This is a genomic window from Anaerocaecibacter muris (genome assembly GCF_943192945.1).
Taxonomy (GTDB): Bacteria; Bacillota; Clostridia; order Christensenellales; family Pumilibacteraceae; genus Anaerocaecibacter; species Anaerocaecibacter muris.
Genome location: NZ_CALPCE010000001.1, coordinates 160033 through 178027, shown reverse-complemented (window position 1 = coordinate 178027; position 17995 = coordinate 160033). Strand labels below are relative to the sequence as shown.

General features: G+C 52.7%; 16 protein-coding genes and 1 tRNA gene. 6 read left to right on the top strand and 11 right to left on the bottom strand.

Features of this window, described 5'->3' with window-relative positions; translation table 11 throughout:
- Positions 1 to 175: 175 nt before the first annotated feature.
- Positions 176 to 263: transfer RNA gene (locus NFR57_RS00640), tRNA-Leu, on the bottom strand.
- Positions 264 to 335: 72 nt separating this feature from the next.
- Positions 336 to 1625: a hypothetical protein gene (locus NFR57_RS00635; RefSeq protein ID WP_251181903.1), complete on the bottom strand. Its 1290-nt coding sequence runs from the start codon at positions 1623 to 1625 to the stop codon at positions 336 to 338.
- A gap of 179 nt (positions 1626 to 1804) precedes the next feature.
- Here NFR57_RS00635 and argC point away from each other — a divergent pair, with 179 nt between their 5' ends.
- The 6 genes from argC (at position 1805) to NFR57_RS00605 (ending at position 7624) form a co-directional block, all read left to right on the top strand.
- Complete coding sequence (gene argC, locus NFR57_RS00630; RefSeq protein ID WP_251181902.1) at positions 1805 to 2800, top strand: N-acetyl-gamma-glutamyl-phosphate reductase; 996 nt, start codon at positions 1805 to 1807, stop codon at positions 2798 to 2800.
- A 103-nt stretch (positions 2801 to 2903) separates the two neighbouring features.
- Positions 2904 to 3773 carry an acetylglutamate kinase gene (gene argB / locus NFR57_RS00625; protein WP_251181901.1) on the top strand — a complete coding sequence of 290 codons (870 nt, stop codon included), beginning with the start codon at positions 2904 to 2906 and terminating at the stop codon, positions 3771 to 3773.
- Between the two features lie 9 nt (positions 3774 to 3782).
- Positions 3783 to 4976: an aspartate aminotransferase family protein gene (locus NFR57_RS00620; protein ID WP_251181900.1), complete on the top strand. Its 1194-nt coding sequence runs from the start codon at positions 3783 to 3785 to the stop codon at positions 4974 to 4976.
- Positions 4977 to 5166: 190 nt separating this feature from the next.
- Positions 5167 to 6114, top strand: coding sequence for an ornithine carbamoyltransferase (gene argF / locus NFR57_RS00615; protein WP_251181899.1), 948 nt, complete (start codon positions 5167 to 5169; stop codon positions 6112 to 6114).
- A 73-nt stretch (positions 6115 to 6187) separates the two neighbouring features.
- On the top strand, positions 6188 to 6697 hold the full coding sequence (locus tag NFR57_RS00610) for a GNAT family N-acetyltransferase (protein ID WP_251181898.1): 510 nt from the start codon (positions 6188 to 6190) through the stop codon (positions 6695 to 6697).
- Positions 6698 to 6757: 60 nt separating this feature from the next.
- Positions 6758 to 7624 carry a DegV family protein gene (locus tag NFR57_RS00605; RefSeq protein WP_251181897.1) on the top strand — a complete coding sequence of 289 codons (867 nt, stop codon included), beginning with the start codon at positions 6758 to 6760 and terminating at the stop codon, positions 7622 to 7624.
- A 326-nt stretch (positions 7625 to 7950) separates the two neighbouring features.
- Here the strand turns inward: NFR57_RS00605 and yfbR are convergent, their stop codons facing one another.
- From yfbR to aroC, 9 genes are all read right to left on the bottom strand, one after another.
- Positions 7951 to 8532 carry a 5'-deoxynucleotidase gene (gene yfbR, locus NFR57_RS00600; RefSeq protein ID WP_251181896.1) on the bottom strand — a complete coding sequence of 194 codons (582 nt, stop codon included), beginning with the start codon at positions 8530 to 8532 and terminating at the stop codon, positions 7951 to 7953.
- Complete coding sequence (tkt, locus tag NFR57_RS00595; RefSeq protein ID WP_251181895.1) at positions 8522 to 10540, bottom strand: transketolase; 2019 nt, start codon at positions 10538 to 10540, stop codon at positions 8522 to 8524. The genes yfbR and tkt overlap by 11 nt, the downstream gene beginning before the upstream one ends.
- A gap of 58 nt (positions 10541 to 10598) precedes the next feature.
- Positions 10599 to 12137, bottom strand: coding sequence for a phosphohexomutase domain-containing protein (locus tag NFR57_RS00590; protein ID WP_251181894.1), 1539 nt, complete (start codon positions 12135 to 12137; stop codon positions 10599 to 10601).
- A 134-nt stretch (positions 12138 to 12271) separates the two neighbouring features.
- On the bottom strand, positions 12272 to 13444 hold the full coding sequence (locus tag NFR57_RS00585) for an HAD-IA family hydrolase (RefSeq protein ID WP_251181893.1): 1173 nt from the start codon (positions 13442 to 13444) through the stop codon (positions 12272 to 12274).
- A complete protein-coding gene (locus NFR57_RS00580) occupies positions 13432 to 13851 on the bottom strand; it encodes a type II 3-dehydroquinate dehydratase (protein ID WP_251181892.1) in 420 nt (139 codons plus the stop codon). The genes NFR57_RS00585 and NFR57_RS00580 overlap by 13 nt, the downstream gene beginning before the upstream one ends.
- Positions 13852 to 13853: 2 nt before the next feature.
- Positions 13854 to 14633 (bottom strand): shikimate dehydrogenase family protein, encoded by a 780-nt coding sequence (locus NFR57_RS00575; RefSeq protein ID WP_251181891.1) that lies wholly within the window; start codon positions 14631 to 14633, stop codon positions 13854 to 13856.
- The gene (gene aroA, locus NFR57_RS00570) at positions 14626 to 15876 is read right to left on the bottom strand and encodes a 3-phosphoshikimate 1-carboxyvinyltransferase (protein ID WP_251181890.1); all 1251 of its coding nucleotides are present in this window, start codon (positions 15874 to 15876) and stop codon (positions 14626 to 14628) included. The genes NFR57_RS00575 and aroA overlap by 8 nt, the downstream gene beginning before the upstream one ends.
- The gene (locus NFR57_RS00565; protein ID WP_251181889.1) at positions 15864 to 16871 is read right to left on the bottom strand and encodes a 3-dehydroquinate synthase; all 1008 of its coding nucleotides are present in this window, start codon (positions 16869 to 16871) and stop codon (positions 15864 to 15866) included. The genes aroA and NFR57_RS00565 overlap by 13 nt, the downstream gene beginning before the upstream one ends.
- Positions 16868 to 17995: a chorismate synthase gene (gene aroC / locus NFR57_RS00560; protein WP_251181888.1), complete on the bottom strand. Its 1128-nt coding sequence runs from the start codon at positions 17993 to 17995 to the stop codon at positions 16868 to 16870. Before aroC ends, NFR57_RS00565 begins: the two co-directional genes overlap by 4 nt.

Genomic DNA, 17995 nt, shown 5'->3' with positions numbered 1-17995 from the left:
TTATATGCTTTTAAACTTCGATTGTCAATCGTTTTTATACTAATAAATTGCTTGACTTATCAACAATCGATTTATGCGACAATCTTATTATATATATTTTAACCGTCTAATCTCGGCGAACGTTTTTTTGTTTTTATAATCAAAAAGACAGGGCGTAACGTCCTGCCTTTTTAATTGGTGCCGGTGATCGGAGTCGAACCGATACGGGTTATTAGCCCACCGGATTTTGAGTCCGGCGCGTCTGCCAATTCCACCACACCGGCAAAGCAAAATGATTGTACATCATTTATGCTTATTTGTCAAGCGTTTTGTAGTACACAATACAGTATGACGGGTTATTTTCCTTTTTTGGACAGAATATCCAGAAAAGTTTGTTGCATAATCTGTTGATTGCGTTCTATATCGAGTTTGTAGCTGACAAAGTCCGCGGCGAACTTGAATATATAGTACATAAGCACGCCACCGATAGCCGCGCCGACAATCACGGGCGCAAGCAACCACCACTTAGCCAAGAACGACAGTATTACAGCAGCCGCAGTTCCGCCTATTATCGTCGCAACCGTAAGTATGATCGAGAGTTTGCTCAACAGCCATGCCAACGCTTTTATCATGGGATATTTGGTTTTAAGTTCGCGGTAACAAGTCGTCGTCATGCTGTCGAAAGCTATTTGTTCCTGTCGTATGCGAAGCAAGTATGTGCGCCTGTCCACTTCCAGCCTACGTTTTAAATACCACACAAGCAAGAACCCGACGGAAACCGCGCCTGCGCCCGCGCAAAAATCTATTACCGCTTCCTTCCACGTCATGGTTATCATGAGCGCGGTGGCAACCGCCAACACGACAAGCCCCGCAAAAACGGCGTACACCGCGGGGTGAACTACATACTTAAACGCCTGAATAAACCGAACCGAACTGACATGCTCCTTTGTCGCAACGTCAAAGTTGGTTTTGGGACGCGTGTCCTTTTGCAATTCCACTTCCGGACTGGTTATCTTGATACGCTCGTCGTCGATAGTCGGGTTTGCCGCTTTGCGCATTCTTTCTATCGCCGCGCGGCGTTTTTCTTCGGCGCGCTGGGCGTGCAGTTGCCCGTCGAGTTTATCCTGCTCGGTTTCCGACGGACTTTTTTGCGCCTGTTTCGCCTTGTCTTTTTCTTTCTGCTTGACTACAATACGCTCTTCTTCCGCTATCTGCTCTTTGGCTTCGAGAAGTTCGCGCCGAATATCTTCCGTGTCGGCGGTGAGCATAGCAGTCGTGCGTTTGAGCGATTCGCTCAATTTGCGCCGTTCCTCTTTGGCTTCGTCCTCTTCTTCCGAAGATGTAGACGCCGCGCGCTTCATAGCATTGTTGAGCTTACGCCTCTCCTCGCTGGTCGGCGTGAGCAACTTTGCCATTTGGTCGGGCGAAAGAGTTTCGGGCTTTGCGCCTGTTTCGGGCGTGGCTTTTATCTGTTCCGCCAACGCGTCCACGTCGTCCGTCGCCGCGCCGTCAATGGAATCGCTGCCGTGCTTTGCGATAAAACCGTCATAGCACAGCTTACATACCTTAAATACGTTACCGTTATCCTCTACCGAATAGCTGTTGTCGGGCAGTCCGCACAGCTCGCAAGTTCCGCTTTTTGCCATATCAAGCTCCTTTGATTGAGTTATAACATTTTTACAATCGTTTGTCAATCATTTTTCCGAAACGCATTGGAGCGCAATTATGCCGATATTCAATCGAACGCTCGAACTTTGGCATTTCTGTTGCGTTTTATATTTAAATGTATTATAATAGTAGTCTAAATATATTAAACGGACTGACAATGAAAAACAACATCGTAAAAGTCGGCATAGTCGGCGCAAACGGCTATGCGGGCGCAGAAGTTTTAAGACTGATAGCGGCGCACCCCAACGCGCAACTTACCGCCGTAACAAGCAGAGCGCATTACGGCAAGCGCGTTTGCGACGTGTTCCCCGCTTTACCTTGCGAACTCGCTTTTACAGATATGGCGGACAACGTTCTCAAAACCTGCGACGTCGTATTTGTCGCTCTGCCGCAAACGGCGGGCGCGGCGCTTGTCGGCGAACTTATCGACGCGGGTGTGCGCGTTGTCGATTTGTCCGCAGACTACCGTTTCGACGACGTTGCGCTATACGAACGCGTTTACAAAGTCACGCACCCCCGACCCGACCTAAACGCGCTTGCCGTTTACGGGCTTTGCGAATACAACCGCGACAAAATACGCGCGGCTAAACTTGTAGCCAATCCCGGCTGCTATGTTACGAGCGTGCTTTTACCCATGCTCCCGCTGTGCAAAGCGGGGCTTGCGTCGGATATTATCGCCGACAGCAAAAGCGGAGTGAGCGGTGCGGGGAGAAAAAGCGACGAGGCATACGGGTTTTGCGCGCTCGACGAAAACTTTAAGGCATACGGCGTATTCAACCACCGCCACGCGCCCGAAATGAGCGAAAAGACAGGCGCGGAAATTCTGTTTACCCCCCACCTTTTACCCATTAAGCGCGGTATACTTTCCACGGTGTATTTTAAAACGCCCGACGCGACTGCCGCGCTCGACGCGCTTAAAACCGCGTACACGGGCGAAAAGTTTGTCGAATATTCGGAAACGTTCCCCGAAATTACGACCGTGGCGCACACCAACCGTTGCGTATTTTCCGCACGGTTCGACGGCAACCGCGGCATAGTCGTGTCGGTTATAGACAACCTCTTAAAAGGCGCGGCGGGACAGGCGGTACAAAACATGAACATAATGTTCGGACTGGACGAAGCCGCGGGGCTTCCGCGTTACGCGCCTATCTGACAGACCGTTACAACAACAGATAACACGTTACGACAACCGAACTTTTACGAATACTCGGTGACGACCAACCAAATAAACAAATTCAATCGCAAGCGAGAACGACATGAACGACGCATACAAATCCACGATAGAACGCGCAAACATAATTTGCGAAGTACTGCCCTACATACGCAAATATTCGGGCAAAACGCTGGTCATCAAGTACGGCGGCAACGCCATGAACGACGAAGCCGTAACGACGACGATATTGCAAGACATCGCCGCGCTTAAAATAGTGGGGGTTAATCCCATACTCGTGCACGGCGGCGGACCCGAAATAAACAGACTGCTCGACAGGCTGGGCATACAGTCCAAGTTCAAAAACGGCTTGCGCGTCACAGACGAACAGACAATGGAAGTCGCGCAGATGATTTTGTGCGGAAAAATAAACAAAAACATTGTCGGCGAGCTAAACTCCATGGGCGTAAAAGCGATAGGGCTTTGCGGCAAGGATTCGCAGCTTATAAAAGCGGAAAACCTTGACCCCGAACTCGGCTTTGTCGGGAAAATAACCGAAATCAACGCCAAACTTTTGGAAATACTCGCAAAGGACGAGTTTATCCCCGTTATAGCGTCCATTGCGACTGACGACAAGGGCAACAGTTACAACGTAAACGCGGACGTTGCGGCGGCGGCTATCGGCGCGGCTATGCACGCCGAAAAACTGCTGTTTCTGTCCGACATTGACGGAATTATGGCAAACAAGGACAATTCCGATTCGCTCATCAAGCGCATCAACGTGTCGGCGTTGCGCAAAATGATAGATGACGGGTCCGTTTCGGGCGGCATGGTACCCAAAGCCAAAAGCTGTATAGACGCAATCGAACGCGGCATAAACAGCGTATTCATACTTAACGGCACGCTTCCCCACTCCATACTTTTGGAACTGTTTACCGACGACGGCGTGGGAACTATGATCGAAAAAGACAATTAAAGGTGAATAATGAATTTCAATAAAATCAAAGAAGCCGAAGCGACGCACTACATGCCCGTTTTCACGCGCGACAACATCGCTATCGAGCGCGGCGAAGGCAACTGCCTGTACGACGTACACGGCAACAAGTACGTCGATTTCGTTGCGGGCATAGCGACCAACATACTCGGATATAACCACCCCGAATACACCCGAGTGGTATGCGATCAAGTGCACAAACTCATGCACGTATCCAATCATTACTATACCGCCGTGCAATCGGAATATATAACCAAGCTGTGCGAAGCGTCCGGATTTTCGCGCGTTTTTTTGTGCAATTCGGGCGCGGAAGCCAACGAATGTGCAATCAAGCTGGCTCGCCGATATTTTAAAAACAACGGCGGAGAAAAGCGCATACTGTCCGCCGAGGGCGCGTTCCACGGCAGAACGCTCGCCACGCTTACCGCTACGGGCAACGCCAATCAACACCGCGTATATTCCCCGCTTCCCGACGGGTTCGGAACATTCAAATACAACGATTTCGACGATTTTAAAACCAAGCTCACCGACGACGTTGGCGCGGTAATACTCGAAACGGTGCAGGGCGAGTGCGGCGTAAGACCGTTTTCCAATGATTTCCTCGTAAACGCATACGCGCTTTGCAAGTCCAAAGGCGTTCTGTTTATACTCGACGAAGTGCAGACCGGCATGGGCAGAACGGGCAAACTGTTTTCTTTCAGTCATTTCGGAATAAAGCCCGATATAATAACGCTGGCAAAAGCGATAGCGGGCGGCATACCCATGGGCGCATGCCTCGCTTCCGAGGAAGTCGGAACGGCGTTTGCGCTCGGCGATCACGGCTCGACGTTCGGCGGCAACGCGCTCGCCTGCGCCGCGGCTGACGCGGTGCTCACGATCTTGACCGAGGGCGGACTGCTCGAACGCTCGGCGGAAGTCGGACAATATTTGGGCGAACGGCTCGCGCATTTTTCCAAGTACAACTTTATCACGGATATTCGCGGAATAGGACTTATGCGCGGAATACAGCTCTCTCCCAAAATCCCCGCCGCGGCGTTCGAGGGCAAACTGCGCGAACGCGGGTACTTGGTAAACGTTGCGGGCAATAACACGATAAGACTTGTTCCGCCGCTTACTATCACGCGCGAGGAGATCGACGGGCTTATAGCCGCGCTCGACGAAATTTGCGCCGCTACCAACGTATAATAAGCAATTTGACCCGCGCCCGTCGTCGCAACGGCAAAAAGCGCGGGTTTTGTTTGCTATTTCGGTTGCCTTATTCTGTTTTAAATGTTATAATGATAACATAAGACTTAAAAAGTCGTTAATTGCCGATGTTTCGCGGCAATTTTAATTTTGCTAATTCCTATCAACATCTACATATACGAGGAGCATTATGGACGTTTCATCCTACAAGCCCAAGGGCAGAATCGAGCACAAACACCTGCTCAACCTTTTGGATTATTCCGCCGCAGACATATACGAAATTTTGCATTTATCCAACTCGCTCAAAACCGCGTTTCATCGCGGCAAAAAACACGAACTTTTAAAGAACAAAACCCTCGCCATGATATTCACCAAATCGTCCACGCGCACGCGCGTGTCGTTTGAAATGGGTATTAAACAACTGGGCGGAAACTCTTTGTTTTTATCGAGCAACGATATTCAGCTCGGCAGAGGCGAAACCATACACGACACCGCTTGCGTGCTTTCGCGGTACGGCATTGACGGCGTTATGATACGCACGTTCAAACAGTCGGACGTAGAAGAACTTGCCAAGTACGGAAGTTTTTCGGTCATAAACGGGCTTACCGACGATTTTCACCCCTGCCAAGCGCTTGCGGACATTTTCACCTTATACGAAACCTACGGTCAGCTTAACGGCGTAAAACTCGCCTACTTCGGCGACGGCAACAATATGGCGCACTCGCTTATGCTCGCAGGCGCAAAAACGGGCATGAACGTTTGTATTTGCGCGCCCAAAGGTTTCCAGCCCAATCCCGAAATTACGGAAGCGGCGCAAAAATTCGGCAATGTCACAGTCACCGACAACGTTGAGGAAGCCGCGACCGACGCAGACGCGCTGTATACCGACGTGTTCTTTTCTATGGGACAAGCCAAAGACCCCGCAAAAGAAAAGGCGCTTATGCCCTATCAGGTCAACGCAAAAGTTTTGGGCATGGCTAAAAAAGACGCGGTGTTTATGCACTGCCTGCCTGCGCACCGCGGCGAGGAAGTCACGGAGGACGTTATAGACTCCACGCACTCCATAATTTTTCAAGAAGCAGAAAACCGCCTGCACGTGCAAAAAGCCGTTATGTGCCTGTTGATGGGCAAAAAATAACCGTGCCGTAACAGTCGGCGTTCGGCTGTATGTTGCCGAGCCGCCGCACCCTACTCTTTAAACGGAGAAAACAATGTATCTTGCCATACGGCGCGCCACGGACGAAGACACGGACAGCGTGCTTAAAATAACCAAAGAATCTTTTTCGCTGTATCAAGAGGACTTGCATGTCAAGTACGAAGTTAAAGCGTTAAAGGAGACCATAGAATCCACGTTGCACGACATACGGGAAAACGCGGTATTCGTCGTCGAGCGGTTTGGATCGCTCGTCGGCGCAATACGCATCAAAAAGCTGTCCAACGAACTGTGGTACGTTTATAGGTTCGGCGTAAGCCCGCAAATATCCAATACGGGCTTCGGATCCGCTCTGTTGGACGCCGCTATTACTTACGCCAAAGATAACGGCGCAAAAGCAGTCGCGCTACACACCAACTCCAAGTATTACAGTCTTGCCCGATACTATTACGGCAAACAGTTTTACGTCCACTCCACGACGTTCGACCGCGGCTATGTCCGCGCGTTGTTCGTGCTCGAACTCGAACAAAACGCCGGCGTTGATCTGTCCCCCGCTTTCTTGCAATAACGCTTATGGATTAAACCGTCGGCGCAACCCGCCCCTAAAAATTTATTAAAGAGGTATTTTATGGATTACGTTATTGCTACCGACAGTACGTGCGACCTGCCCAAAACACTGTTGCGCGAAATGCAAGTTCAATCGCTGGACATGATGTATTTCGTCAACGACATAGGTTACGGCAAGGACGACGCCAATCAGCTCGAATTTCATGAGTTTTACGACGCTATGCGCAACGGCGCGCGCACAAGCACGTCCATGATAAACGAACAAACCGCGCGCGAGTTTTTGACCGACCTGCTTGCGCAAGGCAAAGACGTGCTTTATTTATCGTTTGCGAGCGTGCTTTCGGGCACTTACGAAAACTTTAAACGCGTCGCCGAAGAACTTAATGCGGCAAACACGAATAAAGTTTACGTCGTCGATTCCAAATGCGCGTCGGGCGGCGAAGGCTTGTTCGTTACGCTCGTCGCGGAAAAATGCAAAAGCGGCTTAACGTTTGACGAAGCGTGCAAGTACGCCGACGAAATACGCGACCGCGTAATACACTACTTTGTAGTTGACGATTTAAAATACTTGGCGCGCGGCGGGCGTTTGAGCAAAGGCTCGGCGTTTTTCGGCAACCTGCTCAACATAAAACCCGTTTTACACGTTGACGAACTCGGTCGGCTCGTGCCTATTAAAAAAGTCGTCGGGCGCAAAAAATCGCTCGTTGCGTTAATCGATAAAATTTCCGAACGCTACAACAAAGAGAGCGAAACCATTTACATCACCCACGGCGATTGTTTTGACGACGCAAAGTTCGTAGCCGACGCGATAACCGAAAAATTCGGGCTTCTCGTAAAAATAATGCCGCTCGGCTTTGTTATAGGCAGTCACTCTGGACCGGGCACTGTCGCACTGTTCTTTACAGGCGACAGCCGAACGGAAAAATAATAATTTGTAAACTAAAAACCGTGTTTCGTCAACACGGTTTTGCTTTGCGATCTTTTTGTTCATTCAGTCATTTCTCTACACCTCGTTTACGGTTTTAGCCTCAAAAACAGTCAAATCATACCCAAAGCGATAAGATCCCCCACTCCAAGCAGTTCCTTTAATTTTTCGTTAAACCGCATACAAACCTCCTTTATCTCGAACTCACCTACATCATAACACAAAAACCTACAAAATAAAGAGGTTATCCCGTTACTTAACGGAATAACCTCGTTACTTTGATTTTAATTGCCGTTACTTGCTATAAAAGTCACTTCGATAAAGCGATTTCAATCGAGCAAGCTGTCCAAACTCATGGAATACGCGGGGATAAACGTGTCTAAAAAGTACGCGACGGATTTTTCGGGCACGGACTTTAAACTCTCCGCAGTCGCCTCGTATGCTTTTTCAAACTCCTTATTGCCGACCGATAATTCCTCGACGCATTTAATGAGCGCGCTCATCTTGTCCGCACGCTTTACAAACACGTATTCCGCGCTCGACTTTTCGGGCGTTACGCACGGCGCGAACGCCGCTTTAAGTTCTTCGGGCAAAGTGTTTATCAACTTTTGCTCGGCGCGGTGTTCGATATTTTTGTACGCTCTGTTTATATCGTCGTCGTAATACTTGACGGGCGTGGGCAAGTCGCCTGTCACGACCTCCGCGCTTTCGTGATACAGCGCAAGCACCGCCGCTTTATTCGCGTCGAGCTTACCGCCGCACAGAGTGTTTTCGATAACGCATAGCGCATGCGCTATCATTGCGACTTGCATAGTGTGTTGCGCGACGTCCTCGACCGACGTGTTGCGCATAAGCGCCCACCTGTCGATCAGTTTCATTCTGTCGAGAAACGCAAAAAATTTACTGGTCATTTTCTTTCGCCGCGCCTATAAGAGCTTCCGCTTTCGCACAGTTTTTAATGGTCTTTTTAGCGAGCTTAATCACGGTGTCGGTATTAAATCCGCAAATTTCAAACATGATGTTTGCGGGCGCGGACATGCCGAACGTGTCTATACAACAGCACTCGCCGTCCAAGCCTACATATTTATACCAACCGACGGAACGCCCCGCCTCTACCGCCACACGTGCGCGCACGTTGCTCGGCAGTATGGATTCGCGGTATTTGACGGTCTGAATATCAAACAATTCTTTGCACGGCATGCTCACGACTCGCGCGTCGATCTTGTCCGCGGCAAGCCGCTTTTTCGCGTCGAGTGCGAGCGCAAGTTCCGAACCGTTGGAAATAAGTATAACGTCGGGCGTTTCCTTATCGCTGTCGGCGGCGATATATCCGCCGTAAAGCGCGTCGGTACCCGTGCAGTCGAGCTGTTTGAGCGATTGGCGGGACAGCACTATCGCAGTGGGACTCTTGCCCGTCCATGCGGACTCGTAAGCCGCGGCGGTTTCCTTGGAATCCGCAGGGCGGAATACTTTTATATTGGGAATAGAACGCAACATTTCCAACTGTTCTATCGGCTGATGCGTCGGTCCGTCCTCGCCAACGCCGATAGAATCGTGCGAAAGTATGTACACAACGGGAATATTCATAAGCGCGCTCATGCGTATCGCCGATTTCATATAATCGGCAAAAACGGTAAACGTCGCGCAGAACGGCAACAGTCCACCGTGCAAATACATGCCGTTGCATATCGCGCCCATAGCGTGTTCGCGTATGCCGAAGTGAATATTGCGTCCACCTTCCTCGGCGGACATATCGCCGCCGTCGTTGATTACGACCATGTTGGACGTGGCAAGGTCTGCCGACCCGCCCACTACAAACGGGTTCTTTTCCGCAATGGCGTTAAGTATGCGTTGCGACGACGCACGCGTCGCCTCGTCCTTTTGCGGCTTGTCGTAAATGCAATCGAGCTCGGCAAAATCGATATTGCCTTTGCGCCAACGCTGAAACTCCTCGTAATCCTCGGGATATTTGGTTTTGTACGTCTTAACCGCTTTGTTCCAGTCGGACTCGTACTTGGCAAACGCGGGCGCAAGCTCCGCTATATAATCCGTGACTTGCGGCGCAACGTCGAACGCAGGCGTTTTGTAGCCGAGCGCCTTGCGAAGCGCTTTAATATTGTCCGCACCGAGCGGCGCGCCGTGGCACTTGCACGTGCCCGCAAGCGGCGACCCGTATCCGATAGTCGTATTGATGATAATAAGCGACGGCTTTTGTTTTTCCGCTTTGGCAAGCGTTATCGCCGCGGAAATCTGGTCTATGCTCTCGCCGTCGTTTACGCGAAGAACCTGCCAGCCGAGCGCCTCGTGACGTTTGCCGACGTCCTCCGTGAACGCAAGGTCGGTACTTCCCTCTATCGTTATGCGGTTGCTGTCGTACAACACGATAAGTTTATCGAGTTTTTGCGTGCCCGCAAACGACGCCGCTTCGTTCTCGATACCCTCCATCATACACCCGTCGCCGCACAGCGCATAAGTGTAATGATCGACAATCGTGCAATCGGGTTTATTGAATCTGCGCGCGAGCACGCGTTCGGCAAGCGCAAACCCGACGGCGTTCGCAACGCCCTGTCCGAGCGGACCCGTGGAAACTTCCACGCCGGCCGTCACGCCGTATTCGGGATGACCGGGGGTCTTGGACGTATGCTGACGAAACCGCATTAAGTCCTCTTTGGTAAGACCGTAGCCGAAAACGTGGAACAGCGAATACAACAACGCCGATCCGTGTCCGGCAGAAAGAACAAACCTGTCCCTGTCGAAAAACGCAGGGTCTTTGGGGTTATGCTTCAAGTGCTTTGCAAACAGAGTAAAGCCGATAGGCGCGGCGCCGAGGCAAATACCGGGGTGTCCGCTCTTCGCCTTTTCGATAGCTTCCGTCGATAACATTCTTAAAGTCGATACGGTAAGTTCTTCGTTAGTCATTTATGTACTCCTTTTAAGGTGGTTGATAAGTTTATGTCCGTTGCGCAACGCGCGGGCGTTACGGCGCGACGTCGTAGCCCTCGACGTTTTCCGCAATTTCGTCCTCGCCGATAAACTCCGCAAGCGGCGAGCAGTCTATACCCGTAAACCCGTTGAGGAACGAATACAGGAACCGCGCGATTGAGCGCGCTCCGCCGACCTTGTCGGACTCTATATATATAGGTAAAACGGGATCGTGCACGCTCGTGCGCACTATAAAATATCCGTCGGCATGCGATACGTAAGCGCGCACGCCCTCGTAATTATCCTCGGAAAGCCGCAAAAGCCGCTCCGCCAAACCGTTGAGCCGCGGCATTATTTTGTCGGCAAGCTCGCGCCAGTTTTCGCAAGTGAAATTAAGACGTATGTCCGCTTCTTCGAGCGGCGACGAAAGATCTGCGATAAGATCGGTCAAGTCCTTGCCCTGTTTTTTGAGGTTGGCAAACGTGATAAGAATTTTGGCGATAAAATACGCGCCGTCGTCCAAGAAGTAATGTTCGGCAAACGCGACGTGTCCGCTGCTCTCGATTGCGAGCGGCGCATCGACACCGCTATCGCACAGCCGTTTCGCTTCGTCAATGACATTGCGGTAGCCGCGACGGAACCGCTTTTGCACTCCGCCCCTGCTCTCTATAAACCGTCGCAACCCCTCCGTCGTGACCGAATCGGTTACAATCGTCGCGCCCCGATGTTCGGGCAATATCATGGCAGCGGCAAGCGCGATAAGTCTGCACCTGTTTACTTCCGTGCCGTCCGACGTTACTACGGCGCACCTATCGACGTCCGCGTCGAATATTATGCCGAGATCCGCGCCCGACTCCGTCACTCGCGATTTAAGCGACTGCATGGCCTCCGCATTTTCGGGATTGGGCGGATGCGCGGGGAACGTTCCGTCCGGCTCCAAAAATTGCGAAGCGGAAGTGTCCGCGCCGAGCGGTTCAAGCACGCGCTTGGCAAAAAATCCGCCCGCGCCGTGTCCCGCGTCCACTACTATATTCATGCCTTTAAGCGGCAAAAACAAACCCGTGCCCTTGCGTATAGCGTCGGTCATGGCGTCGCAGTACAACCGCATAAAATCGCGGCGCACAATAGTCGACACCGAAATAGTCGATAGTTTTTCGCCCGCGTTGGCAAGCTCTATTATTTCGTTCAATTCCGAGGAATTGACTCCGCCGTCGGGCGTGAAAAATTTAAGACCGTTAATATCTTTGGGGTGGTGGCTCGCCGTTATCATAATCGCGCCGTCCGCCGACATCGACGGGAACTGCGTGGTAAGGAAAGCCGCAGGCGTGGAAAACAGCCCGCAATCGAATATTTCCAAACCGGAATATTTAAGCGCGGCAATAACGGTACGGGTAAACGCTTCGCCCGTAAGGCGACTGTCCCTGCCTACCGCGATTTTGCAACGCGTTTTTCCTATGCGCCGCGATATCCAAAGCGCAAACGCGCTCGCAATATCGGATACGGCTTGCTCTGTCAGTACGGCGGGCTTACCCTCCGACGCAATCGCGCGTCCGCGAATATCCGTGCCGCTCTTCAATTTGCCGTAATCGTTCATAAGTCCTCCCAATAAGGCTCTCGAATATTATAACGCTTTTTGTCGCGTTTGACAAATGCTTTGCGCGCGTTTTCGTCAATTTAACGGCGCAAATTACATATTTTTCACGTTTCGCGCCAAAAGCGCGGCAATTGTCACAGTATATCGAGAAGTTCGGCAAAGCTCCGCACAGTAAAATCCGCATCGGACGTTTTGTTGCCACGCCTGTCAAACAAACACGTATCTATGCCGAACGCCTTGCCGCCCGCAATGTCCGAAGTAACTCCGTCGCCGAACATCAATATTCTGTCCTTGTTCGGCTCGCCTATTGCCGCATGTATATGTTCAAAGTATTTGGGATTGGGCTTGTCGAACCCCACCGTTTCGGATATGAACGCGCCGTCGGTCAACCCGCCCACAGCCTTTAACCGCTCGCGCGCGATACTCTCGAACGCGTTGGTCGCTATGTACGTCTTAACGCCGCGGTTGCGCAACTCCGCCAAAAACTCTTTCGCGCCGTCTACCGTATAACGCGTTTTTTTCATTTCCGCAAAATAAATATCATTCATTTTGGGCGCGTCGATTTTTTCATGTAAAAGGTCGCTCAACAGCTTAAACCGCAAATCGTTTAGTTGGGCGTGCGTTATTTCGCCCTTTTCCAGCCTGCCCCAAATTTCGTCCGAAACAATCTTGTACTTTGCAAACAATACGTCGTCCGAACTTTTTATTCCCGCGGCGCGCGCCGCGACAGTCAAGCTGTGCGTCATTGCGGCTTGATAGTCCAATACAGTATCGTCCGCGTCGCACAACACAACGTCGTATCTGTTGGGTCGCGGCGACCGCAACGTCGCCGCCAACGCTTCGACCGCGCCGTCAACAGAATTATCCGCATAGACGGTATAGTCGGCATAACGCTTGTACAGCGGCGCACGCTCGACAATAAGTCGTTGCGCCCCGTCTTTGAGCGGGCGCGCGCTCGGCGCAATGCGCTCTAACAAAATATTTTCGGGCGCGGTCAAATACACAATGTCGCAGTGCGCCCGAAGCGCGTTCATGCCGCGTTTGTTCAACACCGCGCCGCCGCCGCAAGCGATTACAGTCGCTTCCGATTGCGCCGCTTCCGCAAGCAGTTCGTCCTCCGCAATTCTGAACGCGCGCTCCCCGTGCGCCTCGAAATATGCGTTTATTTCGCCGTAACGCCGCGAAAACAGTTCGTCGGTATCGCAAACCGTTCCGCCGAACCGCGCCGCATACGCGCGTGCAAGCGTGCTTTTTCCGCTACCCATCGCGCCTATCAACGCAATCTTTCGCCCTATTATTTCTGCCATGTAAGATACTCCGCCGCAAGCAAATATCCGTCCGCGCCCATGCCCGTAACGCACCCGTCGCAACTTTCGGAAGTCACGCTCGTGCGGCGAAACGGCTCGCGCGCCAAGATGTTTGATATATGCACCTCTATCTTTTTTGCCTTGACGTATTTTAATGCGTCGGCTATCGCATAAGAGTAATGCGAGTACGCGCCCGCGTTTATTATAAGTCCGTCAAAGTCGCCGCGCTGTAATCTGTCCACGATTTCCCCTTCCGAATTGGATTGGAAAAAATCTATTACACAGCCCTTGTTTTGAACAAATGCTTTGAGCCGCGCGTTTATTTCGTCCAAAGTTTCCGTACCGTAAATGCTTTCGCGCATGCCCGTCATATTGATGTTTACGCCGTTGACAACCAAAATTTTCATGTTTAAGCTCCTTGGTTTTCCAAAATTTCCCGCACTTTCGAGAACACCGACATAACGTCCCAGTCGCGCCCCAAAAGAATTTTATCGCCCTCTATCGCCTGCAAAATAAGCATGTCTTTGCCGTCCGCCGTGCGCGCGCCGTCCGCGCCGCACCTGTACAAAAACGGAGTGTTGCCCGCGCCGTACACAAGGTCGAACGCGTATTTGAAATCGGGCAACACGCACAGCTCGCGCAAAACGTCCTCGCCGTTAAAGCCCAAACTCGTGCAGTTGACTATAAGTTCCGCAGGCTGGTTGACGTACAACTCCGCGCCGCGACACTGCGTGCAAAGTTTTAACGCATGTTTGAGCGTGCGGTTTAAAACGTAAACGCGCTTACCGAGCGCGCACAGTTCGCGCGCAACCGAATACGCCGCGCCGCCCGCGCCGAGTATAAGCGCGCCGTTTACGTCGCCGCGCCACTCGGAAAAGTTTATATCGAGCGCGCGTATAAACCCCGCGCCGTCGGTGTTGAACGTCGCGCGATCCATGCACCTTACGACGTTTATCGCACCGTAAGCGTCGCAAGCGATATACTTTTTAACGTCAGTTTTGTACGGCTTGGTCACAAAAAAACCGTCGTATCCGTCGAGCAGTTTTTGCACCGCGTCGCCGAGCATGTCATACTGTACGTCGGCAATGTCGAACTGTATTCGTTCGCCCGTCGCAAGCGCGATAGCCGAGTGCACCGACGGGGATTGAGTATAGCTTATATCTCTGCCGAGCAATGCAAGTTTAAACACCTATCACCTCTTTGAAAAAATCGGGATAGCTTACGGCTACGCACTCGCCGTCCGCAATATACGCGCCCGCGCCGATTGCGCCCGCAACCGAAGCCGCCATTGCTATCCTGTGATCGCCCCGCGTGTCCACTTCGCCGAACAACAGCCGCTTGCCGCCGCGCACTGTAATTTTATCCGCAGTCGCGCTTATGTCCGCGCCCAGACTTTTAAGCGCTGCTACCGTAGTTTTAATTCTGTCCGTTTCCTTGACGCGCAATTCTCCCACGCCCGCAAATTCGCTTACTCCGTCAATCGCGCAAGCGAGCGCGCAAAGCGCGGGGATTTCGTCAATAACCAACGGCGCGACGTCCGCGCTTACCGTAATTGGGCGCAGTCCGCCGTATTCCGCCGTAATATCGCCGCAAGGCTCTGCCCCGCCTCGCACGTTGTCCGTTTTTATATTTGCGCCGCTCGCTCGCAAAACGTCGAAAACAGCCGTTCGCGTGGGATTGAGCCCGACGTTTTTAACCGTGCATGCGCCGCCCTTTATGCCGAGCGCGAGGCAAACGAGATAAACCGCGGCGGACGCGTCGCCGACAACCGTCATATCGCGCGCGTAAATCACGCTCGGCGCAACCGTTACGGTATTGCCGTCGGAGGAAATTCGCCCGTTCATTTCGCGCAACATTATTTCGGTGTGGTCGCGCGTCTTTGCTTTTTCGGTGACGCGCACCGTGCCGCTCGCATTAATCCCCGCAAGCAATAGCGCGCTTTTTACCTGCGCGGACGGCACGGTCAAATCGAACTCGCCGCCTTTTAAAGGCGCGCCGATAATTTTTATCGGCAACTGTCCGTCCGTGTCCGTAATTTCCGCGCCCATTTCGCGCAAAGGATCCGTCACTCTGCGCATGGGGCGAGCGCGCAACGACGTATCGCCGTCCAACTCGAACACGCCGTTAAGCCCCGACAACAGCCCTATCAACAGCCGCGCCGTCGTCGCGGAATTGCCGCAATTCAACTTTGCTCCGCGAAAAGCCGCGCCCGTAATGTGCGCGCTGTCGCCGTCGAATCGGACGCTCGCGCCGAGCTCGCGCATACACTGTGCGGCGGACATTACGTCGGCGCACCGTGAAATGTTTTTGACGGTCGCGCTTCCAGTCGCATAACCGTTGAATATGACGGCCCGCACCGACACGCTTTTATCGGGCGCGCAATCAACGGTTTTGCGGTATTCGGTTAGTTTGGGAACGACTACTCCGCCCATGCTCTTTTAAGCTCCTTTAATGCGCGGTCGTACCGTGCCGAAAAGTCCGCGCGTTCCATACTCACGTCAAGCGCTTCTCCCGCTGCAACGGGAAGCATGATATTTATTTTGCCGTCGGCGTTCTTTTTGTCCTTAACGGCGCGGTCGAAAACCGCGTTCGCCGACGTGCGCGGCGGCGTGACGAACCGCTTGAAAACAGCGATAAGCTCCGCGTAATAATCGCCGTCTATCAAGTCTTTACACATGGCGCACTCCGCCGCCATACCCTTTAACACATATTCGCCGTGGCTCAATTTATAGCCGTCCGCGCTTTCGAGCGCATGCCCGACCGTGTGTCCGACGTTAAGAATTTTGCGCAAGCCTTTCTCTCGGGGGTCTGCTGTCACAACGGCGTTTTTGATTTCGATACACTGCTCGATAAGCGGACACACCGCGTCGCCGTCAAACTCCGCAAGCCCGTCGATATTGCTTCTTAACACGGCATAAGCGCGTTTTGTGAGCAGACAGGTTTTAATAACCTCACCGATTCCGCACAACCTGTCGCGCGCCGACAGCGTCTTGATAAAGTCATACGACACGATAACTTCGCTCGGCGCATGAAACGCGCCTATCAGATTTTTAATGCCCGAAAAGTTTACGGCGGTCTTTCCGCCCAGCCCCGCGTCCGCCATTGCAAGCAACGTCGTGGGAACGCTCACCCACTCTATGCCGCGCATGTACAACGCCGCGGCAAGCCCCGCAACGTCGCCCACGACTCCGCCGCCTACCGCGGCTATTCTGTCGCGCCGCGACAGTCCGCGCGCCGACAGTTCGGAGAGTATGTTCAAAACCGTTTCGGGAGTTTTGGAGCTTTCGCCCGCAGGAATGACAATCGCGTCGCGCGTAAACTGCGGATACAGCCGCACGACGTTTTCGTCCGTCACTATCGCAGAGCACAGCGACAGCGCGTTTATTATGTCGCTTGACAGGTCTTTTCCGTAATGTATATTACTCATACCGCGCTCGCTTTGTCGTTGTACCGCTTAACGACTTCTTCCATACTGTCGCCGCCGAGCATGTCAGAAATCGCTTCGGCGAGCGCAAGCGCGACAGCCGCTTCGCACACCACGCCGCCCGACGGAACGGCGCAAACGTCGCTTCGTTCGCGCGCCGACTTTGCGGCAAGTCCGCTCGAAATATCCACAGTGTTCAGTCCGTTGCGAAGCGTGGGGATCGGTTTAAAGTACGCGCGCACGACAATCGGTTCGCCGTTGGTCATGCCGCCCTCTATGCCGCCCGCGCGGTTGGTTTTTCTGCACGGCGCGCCGCTGTCCGATGTATAAATTTCGTCGTGAAACAAAGATCCGAACAGCGCGCTACCCGCTATCCCGTCGCCTATTTCCACAGCCTTGACGGACGGAACGCACCCGACCGCGCGCATAATAAGTCCGTCCAACCGCTTGTCCGCCGAAACGTAACTGCCTATGCCCGACTTGCACCCGAGCACGATTATTTCGGCAACACCGCCCAGCGTATCGCCGCTATTGCGCGCGCCGTCTATCTTTTCTATCATTTTTTCGCTCGCGACGCTGTTCAAACAGCGCACGCGGTCTTTGTCCGCTCGCGCGTTAATATGCGAATAGTCGGTTACTTTGGCTATCACTCCGCCTATCGCAAGAGTGTGACTGCAAACTTGTATACCCAGCCGCTTCAAATACAGCTTTGCAACCGCGCCGAGCGCGACCGTCATTGCCGTACTACGCGCCGACGCGCGTTCCAGCACGTTGCGCGCGCCGTCAAATCCGTACTTGACCGCGCCCGATAAATCCGCATGCCCGGGTCGCACCGCGGTCACTTCCTCGCAACCGCACGCGCTTTCGCAGTCAAACCGACAGTCGGCGTTTTGTATTTGCACGGCGATAGGACTGCCTATCGTCCGCCCCGAAATCACGCCCGACAAAAACATCGCGCGGTCGTTTTCCGTCGCCATGCGCGAGCTTCGACCGTATCCGCCCATGCGCCGATTAAGTTCCGCATTGACAAAATCGAAGTCGATGTCTAACCCCGCGGGCACGTTTTCCAATATTCCGACGAGCGCAACGCCGTGCGACTCGCCTGCCGTTACATATCTTATTGCCAT